Genomic DNA, 18,766 nt, shown 5'->3' on the forward strand with positions numbered 1-18,766 from the left:
CCGCTCGCGGCGTCCTCGTCCTCGACGGCACTAGCGTTGAGGACAACGACCACGAGGAGGAGACCATGTCGGATTTCGTGTTCGATCGGCGGGTGGCCATTGTCACCGGTGCCGGGGGAGGACTTGGTAGAGCCTACGCGCTCGAACTCGCCCGCCGTGGTGCCCGCGTGGTCGTCAACGACCTTGGCGGAGCCGTGGATGGCGTTGGGGGCGGGGCCGCGCCGGCCGACGGTGTCGTCAAAGAGATCGAGGCAGCCGGCGGTGAGGCCGTCGCGAACTACGACTCTGTGGCAACTCCTGAAGGGGGAGCCGCAATCGTCCAGACGGCTCTCGACGAGTATGGAACCGTCGATATCCTCATCAACAACGCGGGCATTCTGAGAGATCGGAGCTTTGCGAAGTTGGAGACGTCCGATCTGAAGGCGGTCCTGGCCGTGCACCTCGAGGGAGCGTTCTACGTCACCCAGCGTGCATTCAGGGCGATGAAAGAGCAGGGCTATGGACGCCTCGTTTTCGCCTCGTCGAACGCCGGCATCCTCGGGAACTTTGGCCAATCGAACTACGGCGCCGCCAAGATGGGTCTTGTGGGCCTTTCGAACGTCCTGGCGATCGAGGGGGCCAAATACAACATCAAGTCGAATGTGATCGCTCCGCTGGCGAGAACACGGATGACCGAGGATCTTCTCGGGCCGCTCGCCGAGTTGATGGACCCGGAACAGGTCGCTGCGATGGTGGTCTATCTGGCATCGGAGGAATGCGCGTTCACCCACGAGATCTTCTCGGCGGGCGGGGGCCGCTATGCGCGGTTCTTCGTTGGGGCGACGAAGGGGTGGTTTGCAGGTGCCGGTGTCGTCCCGAGTGTCGAAGAGGTCGCTACCCACCTCGACGAGATTCGCGACACGGACGGATTCCAGATTCTCGGGCAGATCTCAGAGGAGATCGGGTTGCTGCTCCGGTCGTTGAGAGGGGAAGACGATGCCGATTGACATCGAGCGGGTCTTGGGCGTCTCGCTTGCCGAAACGACCGAATCCTGGGATGAAGACAGAGTGATCCTGTACCAGATCGGTGTGGGGGCCGGTGTTCCGGCAACCGATCCGGACGAACTCCGGTATGTCTACGAGGCCGACCTGAAGGTGTTGCCCTCGTTCGTCACGATTCCTGCGATGTCCTCGATGTTCGGCATCGGCGCGGTGGAGGGTCTGACGTTCAACACGGTTCTGCTCGTCCATGGTGATCAGGAGGTGGTCATACATCGGGCGTTGCCCACATCGGCAACTGTCAAGCAGACGGGGCGCATCGCCGAGATCTGGGACAAAGGCAAAGGGGCGCTGGTCGTCATCGAAGTCGTGGGGCGGGACGCGAATGGAGATCCCCTCTACACGGCCAGATCGGGGCTGTACCTTCGTGGCGAAGGGGGATTCGGCGGTCCATCAGGTCCTCGTGCCGGTGATACTGCTCCGGATCGGGAACCCGATCTCATGGTGGAGTCGCCGACGCTCGAACAGCAGGCGTTGCTCTATCGGCTGAACGGAGACAAGAGCCCGTTGCACGCGGATCCGGCCGTTGCTGCCATGGCGGGGTTCCCCCGACCGATTCTGCACGGACTGTGTACCTACGGAATCGTGTGCAAGGCGGCCGTCGACGGCGTGTTCGAGGGCGACGTCTCGAGGGTCCGGGCCTATCGCGCGCGCTTCTCCAAACCGGTGATCCCGGGTCAGACGATCCTGACTTCCCTGTGGCGGCAGGGGGATCGTGTCATCCTGAGGGCATCGGTGAAAGAAACGGGCCAGGTGGTGCTCACCAACGCTTCGATCCGGTGAGCACCACACTCTCGTTCTCTCGGCTCAGCCTCGCCGTCTGAACGGCGCCCATGCGGCAAGCACGATGCCGAGCAGGATGCCTGCGATCGGCAGGCCGATCAAGGTCGTCGTCGTGAGGGGCGCAATGCCGAACTGCTGAAGCGACAGGGCAAGGAAGAATCCGAAGAAGAGACCGGAGATGATTCCGAGAATTGGCTTGCCTTTCATCAGATCCTCCTCCCGAATGCCGATCCAAGCAGCGCAAGCCCGGCCACGAGCGTGCCTGCCACCGAAACGATGCCGAGCGGGGTCGAGAGCGGAGAGCCATCGATCTTGACCATTACGTGTCCGTCACAGCGTCCCCCGTCGGCCTGGTGAAAGCCGGAAAGCTCGTAGACCCCGCGCGGAATCAGCGACACCGGCACCGGGAATTGTGCCTTGAAATCATCCAGGCTGTAGGTGCCGTTCGCCGATCGCACGTCGCCACTGTTCGGATGCCCCCATTCGGCGATCTTGATGGTCCACGGTCCGACCACCATGCCAAGGCTCCCGTGGTGGTTCGTGTTCAGGAAGCTGACCGATCCCTCCCACGTAGCGACGACTCCCTCCTTGTCGATGGGAACGACGATGGGATTGTTCGGGGTGTCGTTGTCGGGTCCGTAGGTGATCCCGTCGATCACGGCGGACCCGGTGCAGCCGCCAACGATGACAGCGTTTGCGGCGGCCGGGAACAGCACTACGGCTGTGATCAGGAACCCGGCAAGAAGCAGACTCCACAGGCGTCTCAAAGTGGCCCTCCTCTCGTTGTCCTGAACCTATCAGATCGAGAGGAACGATCAATGGAAAAGGTCGTGCCGGCTCATCTCTCGGGGAGCACAACGAGCAGGTTTCCGTCGGCGACGCCGATTTCCACCTGTTCGCCGAGGAACCGGTTTGACATCCCTCGAGTGCCGCCGGGTTGGAGGTCCTCGTCGTGCAGCGGCCATTGCAGACCGGAGGTTCGAACACGGTGCACCGGTCCACCGAATGCCAGCAGGCTGATGGTCTCTCCCGGTGCGCCGTGCAGGTGCAACGTTCCGTTGACTCGGTACGCCGTGCCCGTCCCGGTCCGCCACTCCACGTCGAGTCCCGTCTGCGCGGCCAGGAGCGAGGCATTGGCCAGGAAGTGGTCCATGCGGCCGCCGTGCCCACCGATCACGATGACCGAGGAGACGCCTTCCTCGCGCGCATGCGCCAACGCGAGTTCGAGATCCGTGGCATCCTTGTCCACCGGATGGTGCTGGATTCGAGTGCCCAGGCGCTTTGTGTTTTCGAGCGCCGTCGCCGACACGGAATCGAGATCACCGATCACGATGTCGACGCGAATGCCGAGCGTCGCGGCCAGATCCACCCCGGAGTCCGCGGCGATCACGTATGCGTCTCCAGGAAGCCCGTCCAGGACCGCCACAGGGACCTGGTCGCCTCCGGAGATGATGATTGCCATGTCGGTCATTTCTTCAGGATAGAGGAGGAGCCTCACCGTGAACGGATGGTTGAGGCGAATGACAAAATCGTCTTACGCGCATTCTGCGCGTAAGAATCCGCTGACCTGGGGATTCAGCGAGACCTCAGGGGAGTTCGACAATGTCTCAACTACTGGTTGAGGCCCTGTCGAGATGGCGAGCAAGCCACGTCTGGACCTCTTGATACCAGTGCAGAGAGTTCTGCGGCTTGAGGATCCAGTGGTTCTCGTCGGGGTAGTAGACAAGGCGCGCCTCCACTCCCTTGGCTTTCAGGATCCCGTAGAACTCCAGGCCCTGTGTCGATGGAACGCGAAAGTCGCGCTCCCCGGCGATGACGAGTGTGGGAGTCCGGCAGCCTGCGGTGTGCCGTGCGGGGTTCCAGCGGTCCACCGTGTCGGGGTCTTCCCAGTAGTCGGCACCGTAGGAGCGGATCCTGCCCATCGTCACGTCCGACGCATACATGCCCGGCAGGTCGGTGACCGCCGCGTGGGCGACTGCACACGCGAATCGGTCGGTCTGTGTCGTGAGCCAGGTCGTCAGATAGCCGCCGTAGGAACCTCCGGCGATGGCCATGCGGTCCTCGTCGAGAAACCCTCGTTCGAGGAGGTGGTCGGTCGCCGACAGGATGTCCTGCGTGGGCAGATCGCCCCAGGCGCCTTGAATCGATGTCGCGAAGTCCTGGCCCCAGGAAGTCGATCCGTGGAAGTTGACCAATGCAACGACATAGCCGGGTGCCGCGAACGTATGTGCGTTCCATCGGAAGTGAAACGTGTCTCCGAAGATGCCATGGGGGCCCCCGTGGATCATATGCACGAGTGGCCAGCGGCGAGCTGGATCAAAGTCGGGCGGGTAGACGACGAACGCCTGGATCGGGTCGCCGTCAGCTCCTTCGAAGGTGATTTCTTCGACATTGCCCAGCCGGAGGTCCGCCATCGACTCTTCGGTGAAGTGGGTCAGTCGTTGGCTTCCGGATATGTCGACACTCACGACTTCCGGGGGATGGCTGAGGTCCTGGAGGGTGGCGAACAGTGTGTCCGTGCCGGGCACCGGATGGCCAAAGGTCCCTCCTCGAGCAATCTGTCGTGGTTCCACGTCCTTCGGCGGCATCTGGTACAGATTTACCCGTGCGCGGTCCTCCGCGGTGAACACGAGGTCTCCTTGCGCGGTGAACTCCCATGAGGATGCGGAACGGTCCCAAGCTTCCGTGAGGACATGGTGTTCGTCCGGCTGCCGGTCATACCTCACCAGCCGAACGCGGTCCGCGTAGTAGTCGATTTCGCGTTGCATTCCGTAGACGATGAGGGTTCCGTCCGGGCTGTAGCGGGGCCGAAGCTCATGCCCGGTGCCGTCAGGAGTGAGACAGCGGGTCGCTCCGCCGGCGACCGGGGTTGTGAAAACGGCGGTGCGAGGCCGGTCATGCGGCGGTGCACTCGTGTCGGCCGAGAAGGCGACTTCCCTTCCGTCCGGCGAAACATCGTAGGAGTCGGCTTCCTGATCCCAGCTCCACCACCGTTGCGAGTCGGGGATGAGGTCTCGGATCTCTCGCGAGGCGAAGTCGAACAAGAAGATGTGCGGAACGCTTCCATCGGTCAGCCAGCGGTCCCAGTAGCGGTAGAGGCGGTCTTCGGTCACGTGGGCCTTGACCTTCGCATCCTCGCGCCGATCCCGCAGCTTCCGGGTGTCTTCGATGGTCGGTGCCTCGGTGAACAACGGCGAGAGGAAGAGCAGGCCGTCACCGTCGGGCATCCACTTGGGTCCGAGCACACCGAGCGGCATGTCGGTCAGGCACTCGGCCTCGCCTCCGTCGAGTGGCATCACATAGAGTTGCGCCGGCTCGTCGGGGCTCTCTGAGCGAACGAAGGCGATGCGGGCGCCGTCGAGCGCAATGGCGGGGGACTTCGCATCGTGTTTCGGATTGGTGAGCAGCTTCGGCTCTCCGGGAGTGAGCAAGTACAGGCTGGTCGTCGCCTTGTTGTCGTCGAGATCGAATCGCGTGACGGGAACCACGACAATCCCGCCGTTTGCGACCGGGTCGCCGACGCGGGGAAGTGTCCAGAGGTCGTTTGCAGTGATGGAACGTGTCATATCGAGCAATGTAGTGGTGTGCGCGGCGGTGACGACCCGGCCGGGTCTACTCGCCGCTCCTCCTCCGCTTTCCCGGCTTGCGTCGGGTGGCGCGGTTCAACGCCTGCATGCGCTGCTGCACCTCGGCAGTGACCGCGCCGGGAATCGCGCGCCACTGCCAATTGCCAGACGTGGTCCCGGGGCGGTTCATTCTGGCTTCTGTCGGGAGGTCGAGCAGATCCTGAAGCGGGGCCAGGGCGAGAACCGATCTCGACTTCCAAACAGCCCACATGCTGTCCCATGCGATTTGGCTGTCGTCGGTCCCCAGATACTCCAGCACGAATGAACGGCGGGCTTCATCGAGGCTGTCGAACCAGCCTCTGGTCGTGTCGTTGTCATGTGTTCCCGTGTATGCGACGCTATTGCGCGGGTAGTTGTGGGGGAGGAACTCGCTGGTCCGGTCCGTGTCGAATCCGAACTGGAAGACTTTCATCCCGGGGAATCCCAAGAGATCGCGCAGGGCGGGCACTCGGGGATCCAGTTCGCCGAGATCCTCGGCGATGACCGGGAGCCTTCCGAGTTCTCGCTGGATGGTCTCGAAGAAGGTCTCTCCGGGTCCGTCGACCCACCTTCCCTTGGTCGCATCGCGTGCTCCACCGGGCACCTCCCAGTAGTTCACGAATCCACGGAAATGATCGATGCGGACGATGTCGACAAACCGAAGCACCGCGCGGAAACGCTCGGTCCACCACGCGAATCCGGTCCTTTGGTGCTCGTCCCAGCGATAGAGAGGATTGCCCCACAATTGGCCGGTCTCGGAGAAATAGTCGGGTGGCACTCCTGCCTGGAAGGCGGGCTCTCCAGTTTCGGTCAGCTGGAAGAGTTGACGGTTCGCCCACACGTCGGCGGAATCACCGGCGGCGAAGATCGGGATGTCTCCGATGATGCTGATGCCAAGCGAACGTGCACGGCGACGAAGCGCACTCCACTGACGAAAGAAGAGGAACTGGGCGAACTCGTGACGGCGAATCTCAGTCGTGTAGGCCAGGGACGCCTTTTCCATCTGCGCCGGATCGCGATCTCTCAACAAGGGAGGCCACAACGTCCAGGAGTGACCGCCGTAGAGATCCTTCAGTGTCATGAAGAGGCCGTAATCGCCGACCCAATCCCGATGCGCATGGCGGAAGCGTTCGAAGTCGTCTTGTAGCGCACCGATGTTGTCGAAGGCGTGATTCACCAAGTCGCGTTTCCACGTGATGACAGCTCCGTAGTCGACACGATCGACGGGAAACGCAGGGGCGTTCTGGATCTCTGCTTCGTCGATCAGGCCTTCGGCAATGAGACTCTCGGGGCTGATCAGGTTGGGATTCCCGGCGAAGCTCGAGAAGCTTTGATATGGGGAGTCGGCGTAACCGGTCGGACCGAGCGGGAGAACCTGCCACAGAGCACAGCCCATCTGCGTCAGCTGGTCGAGCCACGCATGTGCAGAAGGCCCGATGTCACCGATGCCGGGCGGGCCGGGAAGGCTCGTGGGGTGGACGAGCACGCCTGATGATCGGGTGAAGTGCATCCGAGCATTATTGCGCGGTCGCGCCGGGAATCGAACAATGATCGGTAGTCAATCCGCGATGATCACGATCTCGAGTTCGTTTCTGGCCGCCGCCAGCGACGTCTCGACCTCGAGAGGAGTGCCGGCTCTGGCGAAGAGAAAGCCGAGATGGCGTGCCCCGTCGGGGAGCGGGATCACGTACGTACCCGGTGGGATCGTGACGGCAACCTCGGTGATGCCGGGCACAGCCCTGGCTGCGTCGAGACCGTTGACCGTCCGCAACGTTCCCGCGCTCGGCACAGGGACCGCCAGCACTCCGGAAGCGATGTCTTCACGGTGGGTGTTCACGCGCATCCCCAGGGCATGCCTGAGCAGCAGATCCTCCAAGGTCGTTCCGAGGAGTCCGAAGTGCAAAGAACGGCCGCGCAATCCTCCGATCGAGCGAGCTGCGACTTCGATGATCGCCACCCGACTCCCGTGGATGCGAAGCTTGGCGTGGATGGGACCTTCCCGTAGTCCCAGCGCCCGGACGGCGCGCGTCGCCACCGTCTCGACCTCCTCGAGGATCTCGGGGTGGAGTCTCGACGGTGTCACGAGCATGGTCTCTGCGAAGTACGGGCCGTCCATCGGCTCCGGCTTGTCGAAGAGAGCCAGGACACGTAAGGCTCCTTCGACGAGGAGGCCTTCCAGGACGATCTCCCTGCCCGGGATGTAGCGTTCGATGAGCACCAGTTCATTCGGATTCTGACCGGCAACGGCGAGTATACGACGGATTCGTTCGACGACAGGCGGCACCTGAAGCGGGTGGTCGACTCTGATGACGCCTCTGCTTCCAGAGAGCGAGAGGGGCTTGAGTACGACCGGAGTTCCCACGACTTCCGCAAGTGCGACGGTGTCGCTCGATGGCGCCGCGAGTTCGAAGGTGGGCTGTGGAACTTCGTGTTCGTTCAGCACGTTTCGCAGGATCGCCTTGTTGCGCGTGGCGGCAACCGATGCAGGGTGATTGTGCGCCAGTCCGAGCCCCTGGGAAGCAATCGCCGCGATCATGGCTCCGGCATCGTCCACCGGGATCACGGCGTTGATCGGGCGACGGTCGCCCGCCTGGACGATGGCCTCCGCCGAACGGTGCAGGTCCCGAGAGTCGATGTGGATGAATCCCTCGCTGCTCATCGAGGCGTGACGCTTCTCGGAGGCGATGACCAGATCGACTCCCAGTGATCTGCCGGCCTCGATGAAGTCGTCGGCCCGGTAGGTTCCGGTGGGGAGAATGAGGACCGCTGTGCTCACGGGCACATGATCGTCGTTTCTCGCCGTTAGAGGCCCTCAATCCGTGGGCGACCCTGTGCGTACGACGGGATGTTGCATGGGGCTTCCGGTACGATGTCACCCGCCATGGCACAGACACTGACGATCACCGACCTCGCTCGCGCCAAGATCATAGAGATCCGGGACCAGGAGGACGGGGAAGTCGAAGCGGTGCTCTTGCTCGAAGTGAGCGGAATGCAGGGTGATGATTTCGCGTATGAGCTGAGCTTCGTACCGCTCCCACACGTGGAGCGGACGCATCGTATCGAGCGCCATGGTGAGCTTGCGCTCGCTCTGCGTAATGAAGACCTCGACAAGCTCGATGGCGCTCTTCTGGATGTGAGGGCCGGTGGATTGGCGATGCAGAACCCGAACCGTCCTGCGAGCCCGACCTTTGATTCAGGATCGTCTGGGACGTTGGAGGGATCGTTGGCCGAGCAGGTCGCTCAAGTCATCACGCAACAGGTGAATCCGGCGATCGCTTCACATGGCGGCGCAGCGGAGCTCGCCGGTGTGGAAGGCCGGGACGTGTATCTGCGGCTGCTCGGCGGATGCCAAGGATGCGGACTCGTCTCGGTCACATTGCGGCAGGGAATCGAGCAGATCCTTCGTCGTGTGATTCCGGACCTCGGAGAGATCATCGACGTTACCGACCATCAGGCCGGAACGAATCCCCACTATGAATCCGAGAAGAAGTAGTTGACACTCCCGGGGTCCCGATACTCTTGACGCATGGACTGGCCGCGCACGGTCGAGGATCTTCGCGATGTGCAGACTCGGCTTGGTTCGACACGGCCGTGTGTCTTCCCCGTGCCGGAGACCCCGTCCGTCGGCGGCGTGTTCGTCTGCTTTCCGAGAGGTGGGATGGGAGCAGGCGCTGCCGGTGACCCGGGATGGGCGGCGGCCGTGGTGATGCAGGGCAGGCGACGTGCTCAGGCTGCAACGGTGAGGGGCTCTGCGGGTGCCGCCTACCGGCCGGGATTCCTCGCCTTGCGTGAAGGGCCTCTCCTCGCAGCAGCCGTGGATGCTCTCGAGCGAAAGCCCGACGTGCTCATCGTCAACGCGACCGGTCGTGACAATCCTCGCCGTTGTGGACTCGCCGTGCATCTCGGGGCCGTGCTCGACATTCCCACCGTCGGAGTTACGCACCGACCGCTCGTGGCGTCCGGGGCGTGGCCGCAGGAGGGGCGTTGGTCCAGATCCCCACTGATGTTGGGAGGAGAGGTCGTCGGGTACTGGTTTCGGACCAGTGTCGGGACACGTCCCGTATGTGTGCATGCCGGATGGCGAACCGGCCCGGACCTTGCCGTGGAGATCGTGAGGCTCGTGACGGGTCGGTTTCGTACTCCGGAACCCTTGCGTCGGGCGAGAACGGCTGCTCGTCGTTTTCGCACCGCACAACGTTTCTGATTCTGCTCGGTGACCTATCCCTGTGGTGTCGGTATCAGCGCCTCTGCAATGCAGTTCACGAAGTTCTCGATCGTGCCCTCTGCAACTCGATGGAGGAGCGCATCGTCGAAGATCTGTCCGATGGACCCCAGAGGGACCGTGTACGAGCCGCTGAGTCTGATCTGGGTCGTGTCCTTCGAGACCCGCAGCAAGTGCAGATCTGCCCGCATCATGGGGAAGAGCATCGGCGCACCCGTCGCTCTCCAGGAGATGGGAATGATCAGGCTGTCCGGTCCCCGCTCAGGCGTAGCCGTCTCCAACACGACGGTCTTCGCAATCACCGGTGCAGTCTTTCCCACGCCGATTCTCGCTCGCAGTTCCTCGCCATTGCGGTACGCCTCATGAGCCCATCCGCCGAGTTCGCCGAGCACCGGCTCGAGTCGTTCGACGGCTACGTCGAAGGGCACAGGGACTTGCGAGAAATAGGAGACGAACATGGACCACCTTTCGGTGCGCCAGAGTCTTGCAGGCCCGTGGGAGTACGACCAGGGTCGAACGGCCCTTCTCGCCACAGGTAGTGTTCGACGTGGACGAGGAGGATTCCCATGCGAGAGGTCACGTTTGATGGCGCCGAGTGCCCTGTGTACTGCCGGGTGTGGGAGCCTGCGGACCGCGTCGACCGGATCGTCCTGATCGTTCACGGCTACGCCGAACACGGCGGGCGCTACGAGCACGTAGCGGACGCTCTCGTTGGCGAAGGTGCGGCCGTATATGCGCCCGATCACATCGGACACGGTCTGTCGGGCGGAGAGCGTGCTCTGATCAGCGATTTCGAGCATGTTGTGGATGACCTGCATCACGTTGCCGCAATGGCTCGAAGCGAACATCCCGGCGTTCCGCTCATCGTTGTCGGGCATTCCATGGGGGGGTTGATCGGTGCGCGGCTCGCAGAGCGCTATCCAGACGAGGTGGCGGGCGTTGTGTTCATGGGCGCGGTGATTGGAGATTGGGATTGGGCGAGACAGGCCCTCGAGGATCCGTCGATGATGGCGACACCGTCGGATGTCGCCGGCATGTCCGGTGATCCGGCGGCCCAACGCTCCTATGCGGCGGACCCGTTGGTGTATCACGGTCTGTACAAGCGGCCGCTGCTCGTCGCGGAGGTGCAGGCACTCGACCGGTTCAACGCCGAGCTGGATCGTCTCACGATGCCGATCTTGTTCATGCACGGGACCGATGATCCGTTCGTGCCGTATCAGACCTCCTTGGACGCGGTGCTCCGCATGCCGTCCACGGATGTGACGATCCGGCTGTTCAAGGGTGATCGGCACGAACTCGTGAACGAACGTGACCGTGCCGAGGTCATCGCCGAACTCTGCAGGTTCGTTGCCCGGTTCTGAGCCGTCCTACGTCCAGCCTTGCAGGTTGAAGAGCGCCGTGAGCCTGTCCGACATGTTCGGAGCAACTGTCCCCAGCCACGCATAGACGCGTCCGCTGAAGGCGGGGACGTAGACCTCCGAGCGAGGCCGTCGGATCGCCGAGAGCACGGCGGTCGCCACCTTCTCGGGTGGCATCTTCTTTTGAATCTTCGGGACACGCAGTCCTTCGAAGGGAGCGGTGTCCACTCTTCCGGGGTAGATGCTCGTCACGGCGATGCCGCGGGCGGCGAGTTCCTGGCGGGCAACGCCGGCGAAACCCGAGAGAGCGTGCTTCGCCGCCGAATATGCCGCTTCCAGAGGGACGCCCTTCTTTCCGTCGAGGGAGTTGACGAATACCAACTGACCGCCCTGCTCCAGGAACGGGAGCGCTTCGAGGGCAGTGTTGAGAGCCCCGAAGTAGTTCACCGCCATGACGGCGTGCCAATCCGCAGCGGTGGTTGCTTCGACAGGAGCTTTGAGCCAGATTCCGGCGTTCGCCACCACGACGTCGATTCGTCCCCATCGTTGCACGGTACGTTCGATCAGGCCGCGGACCTGGTCGCGATCGGTGACGTCGATGGGGACGGCGAGCGCCTGACCTCCGCTTGCGGCGATCTCGGCCGCCAGGTCTGTGAGGAGTGCCTCTCTGCGGGCCGCAACGGCCACGTTGGCGCCGTGGGCACCGAGGGCGAGTGCGGTCGCCCTGCCGATCCCCGAAGAAGCGCCGGTGACGACCACGACGCTGTCTCGAATAGCCCGCCTCATTCTCCTTCACTCTAGGAGGCTGCGACGTAGTCTGGACTGGCGAAGGAGGTGCGATGGGTTTTCGACAGTATCCGACGAGCGATGCGAACTACGACGCATACGGCACGTACATCTCTCCCGGGAAAGTGGCGCTGTATCGTCAACTGGAACTCGGTCTGGTGATGGGATCCAGGGATGGGGCCGTCTTCACGGACGCCTACGAGGGAACCCGACTCTACAACTGCCACTGCAACGGCGGTGTCTTCAATCTCGGCCACAGGAATCCGCGCGTCCTCAGCGCCGTTCGCACTGCGTTGGACTCGTTCGATATTGGGAATCATCACCTCATCTCCGGGATGAGAGCCAGGCTCGCGGAGCGGCTCGCTGCAACGACCGGCGGTGCGTTGTCCGGTGTGATCTTTGGCGTGGGAGGAGGAGAAGGGATCGATCTTGCCCTGAAAGCGGTTCGAGGAGTGACCGGTCGACAGAAGATCGTTTCTGCGAAAGGCGGCTACCACGGGCATACGGGGCTTTCCGTGGCAGCCGGTGATCCCGAATACCGTACCCCGTTCGGCCCGAACCTTCCCGGCTTCGTACAGGTCCCATTCGACGATATCGATGCGCTTGTCACCGAGGTCGATTCCGACACTGCCGCGGTGCTGCTCGAGCCGGTGCCGGCGACCCTCGGCATGCCGATTGCAGCCGATGGCTACTTCGCATCCGTTGCAGAGCTCGTGAACTCCAGAGGCGCTCTCCTGGTGCTCGATGAAGTGCAGACGGGGCTTGGTCGGACGGGAACCATGTGGTGCTATCAGCAACTCGACGTCGTCCCGGACATCCTCGTCACGGGAAAAGGGTTGAGCGGAGGGATCTATCCGATCAGCGCCACCTTGATGAGCCCCGCGGTGTTCTCTTTCTTCGACGAGCTGCCGTTTGTGCACCTCTCCACCTTCGGCGGGGCGGAACCGGGATGTGCAGCCGCTCTCGAGGTCTTGGATATCGTCGAGACACCCGGCTTTCTCGACCGTGTACTGGAGCTTGCCGAACGCTTCCGAGCCGGACTCTCCGGTCTGCCTTTCGAACTCCGACAGCGAGGGATGATGATGGGGCTGGTCTTCCCCGCGTCCAATGCGGCCGTGATGGCCGCCAAGATGTTCTTCGACGCCGGCGTCTTCGTCGTGTGGGCCGAGAACGATCGTTCGGTACTGCAGTTCCTTCCGCCACTGATCCTCGGCGATGAGGAAGCCGACGACATCATCGCTCGCGTGCGGGGAATCTTCACATGAGCCTCGAACCTGTCCGGGTCGACGACCTGGAAGTATTGGAAGAACGATTCCAGAAAGCCTTCGCCACGGGCCACGCCGAAGGACTCGATGTCATCGGGTATGGAGAGATCACCAGTGTCGTGGCCTGGGCCGGATCCGATGGCATGGTTGCAGCAAAACGGTTGCCGACCTTTCGGGCCGGTGAAGGAGTGGAAGCGTATCTCGCCCTTCTCGAGGACTATCTGACAGGGTTGCGGGCCGCCGATGTCTCAGTCGTGCCAACGTCGTTTCAGACGCTCAGGCTCGACGGTCGAGATGTCGCCGTGTACCTGGTACAACCGTTGCTCTCGCCCGAGAACGTCGGACACGCTTATCTCAGAGGTGCTACGGAGCAACAGGCCGTCCGTCTCTTCGACCGTGTCTTCGAAAGGACCGAGGCGGCCATCGGCGCCCGGATCGGGATCGATGCGCAGATCTCGAACTGGGCGGTAGACGGGGATGACTTGGTCTATTTCGACGTTACGACGCCGCTTCTGAAAGATGACCATGGGGTCGACCGGATCGATGTGGATATCTTCCTGGCGTCACTGCCCTGGGCTCTTCGGGGGATCGTGAAGCGGTTTCTCGTGGTGGGGATCATCGAAGACTACTTCGATGTCCGTACGACCATCCTCAATCTGGTCGCGCAGTTCCACAAGGAACGGCTCATCTCACTCATTCCACTGGCTCTCGAGCGGGCAAACCGCAGGCTGTCGGATCCCATCGGTGCGGATGAGGTCAAGCGGTACTACGGGAGCGATGCTCGAATGTGGGAGCTCCTGCAGCGTCTTCGTAGGATCGACCGGTGGTGGCATCACAAAGTCCGCCGGCGTCCGTATCCGTTCCTGTTGCCCGGCAAGATCGATCGTTGATGAGAACCACGACCGGGGTCGTGTTCCCTCTGGGCATCGCCGCCGCCGTGTTGCTCGTCGGTGCATGTGCACCGGAGGCATCCGAACCTGTCCGGTCGTCGCCCGAGACCCGGGCTCCGACGGCTTCGACCACCACAACCTCCACGCCTCCAGCCATGACGGCCGTCACAGTGACCTCGACGACCTCGACGACGATCACTACGCCGGAGACGACACGGCGTCCCACCATCCGCATCGCGATGGTTGGTGACGTCATGCTCGGCCGTGGTCTCTCGCGCATCGTTCGGAACGACCCGCAGAGCATCTTCGAAGATGTGCGATTCGTCCTGTCGGACGTGGATATCGCCGGGGCGAACATGGAGTCGCCGTTGACGAATCGGCCTCACATCGCACTCAACCCGTACGCGCTCGAGGCGAGGCCGGAGACGGCCGGGCTGCTCGCCGCGGCGGGTTTCGATGTCCTGTCGGTCGCGAACAACCATGCGGGTGACGCAGGGCGGGCATCGGTGATCGATAGCGTCGAAGCGATCAATGACGCCGGGATGCAGGCGGTCGGTGGCGGGGTGAACCTGAGCGAAGCCGTGCGGCCGGTCATCGTGGAGGTGCGAGGGCTTCGTGTGGGGTTCCTCGCATTCGATGCGACGAGGGCGGGTACTCCGGCGAGTGAGAATCGGGCGGGCATCGCACCGTGGGACGACGAGACGGTTCGTGCCGCAGTGACAGGACTGCGTCCCTGGGTCGATCTGCTCGTAGTGGCCGTGCACGGCGGGGTCGAGTATCGCACGTGGACCGACCCGCACATGGCAGCGCTTGCAGAGGAACTCAGCGGCTGGGGCGTCGACGTGGTGTGGGGGAGTGGGCCACATGTCGTCCAACCCGTCTTCCTGATCGATGGTGCACGACCGACCGTGGTGGCGACGAGTCTCGGCAACTTCCTCTTCGACCAGGGTGATTCCGCGACAAAGGTGGGGGCGATCCTCGAGGTCCTTGCCGACGCCGACGGTGTCGTCGCGTACCGGGTAGCGACGGTCCAGCACCGTGACCGGCGGGTGCATTTCGACCAGTGGGACGACCCAGACGGTGACGCGGCGATGCTCGGCACCGAATGGTGGAGCCTCGGCCGCGGTTTCGAACCCCTCGAGCCCGACGAGCCCGGGGATCTCGAGCGGTTCCGGTGGGGTGATGTGGTCGACGCGACTCGAGGCGACGTGGACGGTGACGGGAGGGATGAGATCGTCGTGGCGTTCCGCCGGCCTTATCAGGAGAACCCGGTGAACGCACTGTTCCCCGATAGGCCGTGGGCCGACGTGTTGGGACGCAGCGCCCACATCGGTGTGTTTCGAGCCTCGGATCTCGAGCCCGAATGGATCGCGGGAACCCTGTTCCGACCCGTCAGACGGGTCGTGGCATGCGACGGAAGCCTTGCCGTCGGATACGGCTCGGACGAGACGGACGGTGTCGTGGCGTCTGGAGCGTGGCGGTGGCGTGGGTTCAGTTTTCTCATCGCTCCGACCTTGGATCGCGATGCCGCGCTCGGGTGCGCGGATATCGATGGTGATGGTCGAACGGACCCGATCCTGTTCAGTAGACCGGGAACTCCATGACCGGTCGTGTCGTTCTACAATCCCGAGGGGGGAAGATCGTGCGAACGTTCGCGGCAATCGTCGTCATTGCTCTTTTCGTGGTGGCGTGTACGAGTGGCTCTGAGGCTCCGACGACCTCTGCGGCCGTGTCGACATCGACATCGACATCGACGTCCGCGCATCCGAGCACGACCACGTCCGCGCATCCGAGCACCACCCCGTCCACGGCCCCCGTCGCCGACGCGACCCTCACCGTTCAGCAGCAGCCTCGGTCGCTGAGCCCGTTCGCCGGGTACACGCTGGTTCCGATGGACGAGGCAGGCACCTATCCGGGCCCTGCCTGGCCGACATCGCTCGATGGTGTCGTGATCTCGCCGGAAGCCGAGTACCTCGTCGGGCGGCCCGAGGCTGCACGGGCACTCACCGATCACGGTTTCGTCGTCGTACCGGGCTACGCGGCGCTCTTCCAGGATGTCTACGCGCAGGCGCCCTACGACAACCACGCGATTTTCGTGACCACCGACGCCGGCTACCACGTTCTTCATCTTGCCTTCAGCAAGGTGCTGCGTGACACCGAGCAGAACTCCCTCCTCCCAGTGCTCGAAGATCTCGTCACCCGCTCGGTCGCCGCCGCCCGAGGCCAGGCGGCAGCACTCGCAGGCACGGGCCAGGCGGACCAGGCGTCGCGAGTCGCGCAGCTCTTCGAAGCGGCAGCGGTGCTGCTCGGTCTCGACGTCGGGCCGGTCGGCCCGCTTGCAGACCAGGAGGTCGGCCTTGCCACCGAAGCGGCGCAGATGACCACGTCGCCGATCACCGGCTTCGCCGCATGCAATCGAACGCAGTCGCCACGCGGGTGTGTCGACTACAGCCTGTTCAAACCCAGAGGTCATTACACGCGCAACGAGGATCTCGAGCGGTATTTCCGGGCGATGTCGCTTGTCGGGCAGGAAGGCGCATCATTCGTCGCCGGGATGGACGGCGACACTCCGGTCGTCGACGAACCGTCGATGCAGTTCGCCCTCCTTGTCGTCCGGGCGATGCAGGCGGACCCGGTTATCGAGCAGGACTGGCGGCTCCTCTACGAACCTACTGCGTTCATGGTCGGCATGGCCGACGACTACACGCCGTTCGAGCTCGCAGCAGTCGCCGTAGCGGTCGCCGGAGACCGGTGGTCGACCGACGATTTCGCCGACACCGGCCTCCTGCAGACCGTCGGGGGGAAACTGCTCGCGACCCGTGCGGTTGGAATCAATCCGGAGGCGGCGTCGGTCCGCATCATGGGAGCACGGTTCGTCATCGATTCGTAGATTCTCGACCAGCTCGCCTGGCCGAACGTCGGAAAGGAGCCGCCGGTGAAACGACGTGTGTACGTGTCGCCGCTCGACGTCGCCGCGACATTCGATTCCAATCTGGCGCTCGGCATCCAACGACAGGCGGGCGAGGACCGGTACCTGCACTATGAGGACCAGATGGCCGCCATGCGCGAACTCGTCTCTGTACGTGCGGAAGACGACTGGGCCGCGACCGTATATGACGCGTGGTTGTCTGCCCTCCAGCCGGTGTGGCGTGAGCACGGTGACGCATTCCCGCCGTTCATGCGCAACGACGCCTGGACCGCGAAGGACCTCCAGACGGGCCTCGGGTCGTACACGGAGCTGAAGCACGACACGATCCTCTACGCGAAACAGGAATTCGCCGCGGAGGGCGGCGGGGACTGGACCGAGCTACATCCGCGACACTGGGTCGAGCCGGATCCGGTCGCATTCGAGAGGATGTCGCAGGTCGCGGCGCTGCTCCAGAGCGGCCTGGCCGAGCGGGGCCATCAGCACCGAGGACAACGACTGGCTCGGTGGGGTCGGGTCCGCCATGGAAGGCCTCTGGTATGCCTCGTCGGACGCCGACCCCAAGACCGGGGCGGTCGCGTCGGGGGATTCTCGCGACGCCCTCATTGCGGACATCGGACGGGCGTCTTTCGCGTATCTGGAGATCGGCACCGGGGTGATCGACCAGATCCTCGTCCTCGTCCCCGACGACGCCGGACGGTTCCAGGTGGCAATCGGCGGCGTCTACTCGTACTACGAGTTCTGGCGCCCCGAAGAGCAGGGCCGCCTCACCGACGAGGAGTGGTGGAAGCTCCTCGACGACGGTCGTGCACCGGACCGGTCGGCGCCGATGATCTTGCCCGATCCGGATGACGGTGAGCGTCACCGTCCCGCCTGGCAGGCCGCATTCCTGGTGCCCTGACCGGTATCCGCTCGAGAATGCCGGACGCGCAACGGCGTCGTGTGCCGTATGGGGCCGATCCATAGGAATGGTTTCACAAGCTCGCGAGAACCGGGTACCGTGATGGTCGCGGCCGGCCGTCCGGTTGGCTACCCTCCATCCGTGCCCGCTATACCCGTTGCCCCAGCGGGGGGTACGGTGAGCCTCCCAGCCCCGGACGGCTGCCGCATGAGCCGTTCTGGAGGAGTTCTGGCGAGCTACGCGACGCTGCTCACCGCCGACGATCAGATCGAGACGGCGCTACGGTTCTTGTGTCGAGGCAAGGATCTATTGCATCGGAAGAGAGTCTGATGACGCCCGATTTCACCCTGATCGATCAAGGGGGCAACCCGTGGACACTCTCGGAGCATCTCGACAGCGCCGTCGTGCTGCTCTTCCTGCGCGGTGACTGGTGACCGTACTGCAACGGCCAGCTGGTCAGTCTGGCATCACGATACGACGACCTACTCGCCGCCGGGGGTCGGATTGCCGTGATCAGCGTCGACACCCCACAACAGCATGCTGCACTGATCGAGAAACTCGGGCTGCGCTTCCCGATGTTGTCCGATCCCGACCGCAGTCGAGCCATCAGGCCGTACGGGGTTGCCGACCACAAGGATGCCCGCAATATCGCCCGGCCCGCCTTCGTCATCGTCACTCCGCAAGGAGATGAGGTCGAGAGGCGGTTGTCGGGCGACTTCGCCGATCGTCCTACCGAGGACGAACTGATCGCCGCTGTCGGCAAGCTTGGGATGGCCCCGGTCGAAGCGGAGCCGATCGCACTCGGTCCGGCGTCTCCCGGCCCGAATGCGATGCCGGTCGCTGCCATGGAGCCGTACTATCGGGGAGCGAAGTTCGCCGTCACCGCAATGCGGTTGCGACATCCCGAATTGGAGGAGGAGGCGAAGCGCTACATCGACGAACTCGACCGTTACATCGAAGCCGTGCGCGACCTCAAGAGGTCCAACGGCTGA

General features: G+C 63.5%; 20 protein-coding genes. 10 read left to right on the forward strand and 10 right to left on the reverse strand.

The annotated features are described in order from the left end of the window. The first annotated feature begins 65 nt into the window (after positions 1-65). Together GWP04_01365 and GWP04_01370 are read left to right on the forward strand one after the other, a co-directional pair. A complete protein-coding gene (locus tag GWP04_01365) occupies positions 66-986 on the forward strand; it encodes an SDR family NAD(P)-dependent oxidoreductase (protein ID NIA24197.1) in 921 nt (306 codons plus the stop codon). Beyond that, positions 976-1,821, forward strand: a complete 846-nt coding sequence (locus GWP04_01370) for a 3-alpha,7-alpha,12-alpha-trihydroxy-5-beta-cholest-24-enoyl-CoA hydratase (protein ID NIA24198.1) — start codon at positions 976-978, stop codon at positions 1,819-1,821. Before GWP04_01365 ends, GWP04_01370 begins: the two co-directional genes overlap by 11 nt. Before the next feature lie 24 nt (positions 1,822-1,845). On the opposite strand, the gene GWP04_01375 is transcribed toward GWP04_01370, so the two are convergent. From GWP04_01375 to GWP04_01400, 6 genes are all read right to left on the reverse strand, one after another. Next, positions 1,846-2,028: a hypothetical protein gene (locus tag GWP04_01375; GenBank protein NIA24199.1), complete on the reverse strand. Its 183-nt coding sequence runs from the start codon at positions 2,026-2,028 to the stop codon at positions 1,846-1,848. Beyond that, positions 2,028-2,588, reverse strand: coding sequence for a hypothetical protein (locus tag GWP04_01380; GenBank protein ID NIA24200.1), 561 nt, complete (start codon positions 2,586-2,588; stop codon positions 2,028-2,030). Before GWP04_01380 ends, GWP04_01375 begins: the two co-directional genes overlap by 1 nt. A gap of 71 nt (positions 2,589-2,659) precedes the next feature. Next, on the reverse strand, positions 2,660-3,292 hold the full coding sequence (locus GWP04_01385) for a thiamine diphosphokinase (GenBank protein NIA24201.1): 633 nt from the start codon (positions 3,290-3,292) through the stop codon (positions 2,660-2,662). A gap of 136 nt (positions 3,293-3,428) precedes the next feature. Continuing rightward, positions 3,429-5,387: a prolyl oligopeptidase family serine peptidase gene (locus GWP04_01390; GenBank protein ID NIA24202.1), complete on the reverse strand. Its 1,959-nt coding sequence runs from the start codon at positions 5,385-5,387 to the stop codon at positions 3,429-3,431. Between the two features lie 46 nt (positions 5,388-5,433). Continuing rightward, the gene (gene malQ, locus GWP04_01395; protein NIA24203.1) at positions 5,434-6,936 is read right to left on the reverse strand and encodes a 4-alpha-glucanotransferase; all 1,503 of its coding nucleotides are present in this window, start codon (positions 6,934-6,936) and stop codon (positions 5,434-5,436) included. A 48-nt stretch (positions 6,937-6,984) separates the two neighbouring features. After that, the gene (locus GWP04_01400; GenBank protein NIA24204.1) at positions 6,985-8,202 is read right to left on the reverse strand and encodes an ATP-grasp domain-containing protein; all 1,218 of its coding nucleotides are present in this window, start codon (positions 8,200-8,202) and stop codon (positions 6,985-6,987) included. A 213-nt stretch (positions 8,203-8,415) separates the two neighbouring features. Between GWP04_01400 and GWP04_01405 the strand changes: the two genes are divergently transcribed. Beyond that, entirely contained in the window at positions 8,416-8,919 is a 504-nt protein-coding gene (locus GWP04_01405) for a hypothetical protein (protein ID NIA24205.1), read from the forward strand. A 33-nt stretch (positions 8,920-8,952) separates the two neighbouring features. After that, complete coding sequence (locus GWP04_01410; protein NIA24206.1) at positions 8,953-9,630, forward strand: endonuclease V; 678 nt, start codon at positions 8,953-8,955, stop codon at positions 9,628-9,630. 14 nt (positions 9,631-9,644) lie between these two features. On the opposite strand, the gene GWP04_01415 is transcribed toward GWP04_01410, so the two are convergent. After that, the gene (locus GWP04_01415) at positions 9,645-10,106 is read right to left on the reverse strand and encodes a hypothetical protein (protein ID NIA24207.1); all 462 of its coding nucleotides are present in this window, start codon (positions 10,104-10,106) and stop codon (positions 9,645-9,647) included. Positions 10,107-10,214: 108 nt separating this feature from the next. Between GWP04_01415 and GWP04_01420 the strand changes: the two genes are divergently transcribed. After that, complete coding sequence (locus tag GWP04_01420; GenBank protein NIA24208.1) at positions 10,215-11,009, forward strand: alpha/beta fold hydrolase; 795 nt, start codon at positions 10,215-10,217, stop codon at positions 11,007-11,009. Positions 11,010-11,015: 6 nt separating this feature from the next. On the opposite strand, the gene GWP04_01425 is transcribed toward GWP04_01420, so the two are convergent. Next, a complete protein-coding gene (locus tag GWP04_01425) occupies positions 11,016-11,792 on the reverse strand; it encodes an SDR family NAD(P)-dependent oxidoreductase (protein NIA24209.1) in 777 nt (258 codons plus the stop codon). Between the two features lie 53 nt (positions 11,793-11,845). On the opposite strand from GWP04_01425, the gene GWP04_01430 reads away from it, so the two are divergent. After that, complete coding sequence (locus GWP04_01430) at positions 11,846-13,057, forward strand: aminotransferase class III-fold pyridoxal phosphate-dependent enzyme (GenBank protein NIA24210.1); 1,212 nt, start codon at positions 11,846-11,848, stop codon at positions 13,055-13,057. Between the two features lie 248 nt (positions 13,058-13,305). On the opposite strand, the gene GWP04_01435 is transcribed toward GWP04_01430, so the two are convergent. Then, complete coding sequence (locus GWP04_01435; protein ID NIA24211.1) at positions 13,306-13,584, reverse strand: hypothetical protein; 279 nt, start codon at positions 13,582-13,584, stop codon at positions 13,306-13,308. A gap of 98 nt (positions 13,585-13,682) precedes the next feature. Then, positions 13,683-13,799 (reverse strand): PTS transporter subunit EIIB, encoded by a 117-nt coding sequence (locus tag GWP04_01440; GenBank protein ID NIA24212.1) that lies wholly within the window; start codon positions 13,797-13,799, stop codon positions 13,683-13,685. A gap of 147 nt (positions 13,800-13,946) precedes the next feature. On the opposite strand from GWP04_01440, the gene GWP04_01445 reads away from it, so the two are divergent. From GWP04_01445 to GWP04_01460, 4 genes are all read left to right on the forward strand, one after another. Further along, complete coding sequence (locus tag GWP04_01445; protein NIA24213.1) at positions 13,947-15,551, forward strand: hypothetical protein; 1,605 nt, start codon at positions 13,947-13,949, stop codon at positions 15,549-15,551. A gap of 38 nt (positions 15,552-15,589) precedes the next feature. Next, positions 15,590-16,837 (forward strand): DUF3160 domain-containing protein, encoded by a 1,248-nt coding sequence (locus GWP04_01450; GenBank protein NIA24214.1) that lies wholly within the window; start codon positions 15,590-15,592, stop codon positions 16,835-16,837. Between the two features lie 45 nt (positions 16,838-16,882). After that, complete coding sequence (locus tag GWP04_01455) at positions 16,883-17,725, forward strand: DUF3160 domain-containing protein (GenBank protein ID NIA24215.1); 843 nt, start codon at positions 16,883-16,885, stop codon at positions 17,723-17,725. A 501-nt stretch (positions 17,726-18,226) separates the two neighbouring features. Then, positions 18,227-18,766, forward strand: a complete 540-nt coding sequence (locus GWP04_01460; protein NIA24216.1) for a redoxin domain-containing protein — start codon at positions 18,227-18,229, stop codon at positions 18,764-18,766.

Source organism: Gammaproteobacteria bacterium (assembly GCA_011682695.1).
Taxonomy (GTDB): domain Bacteria; phylum Actinomycetota; class Acidimicrobiia; order Spongiisociales; family UBA4744; genus BMS3Bbin01.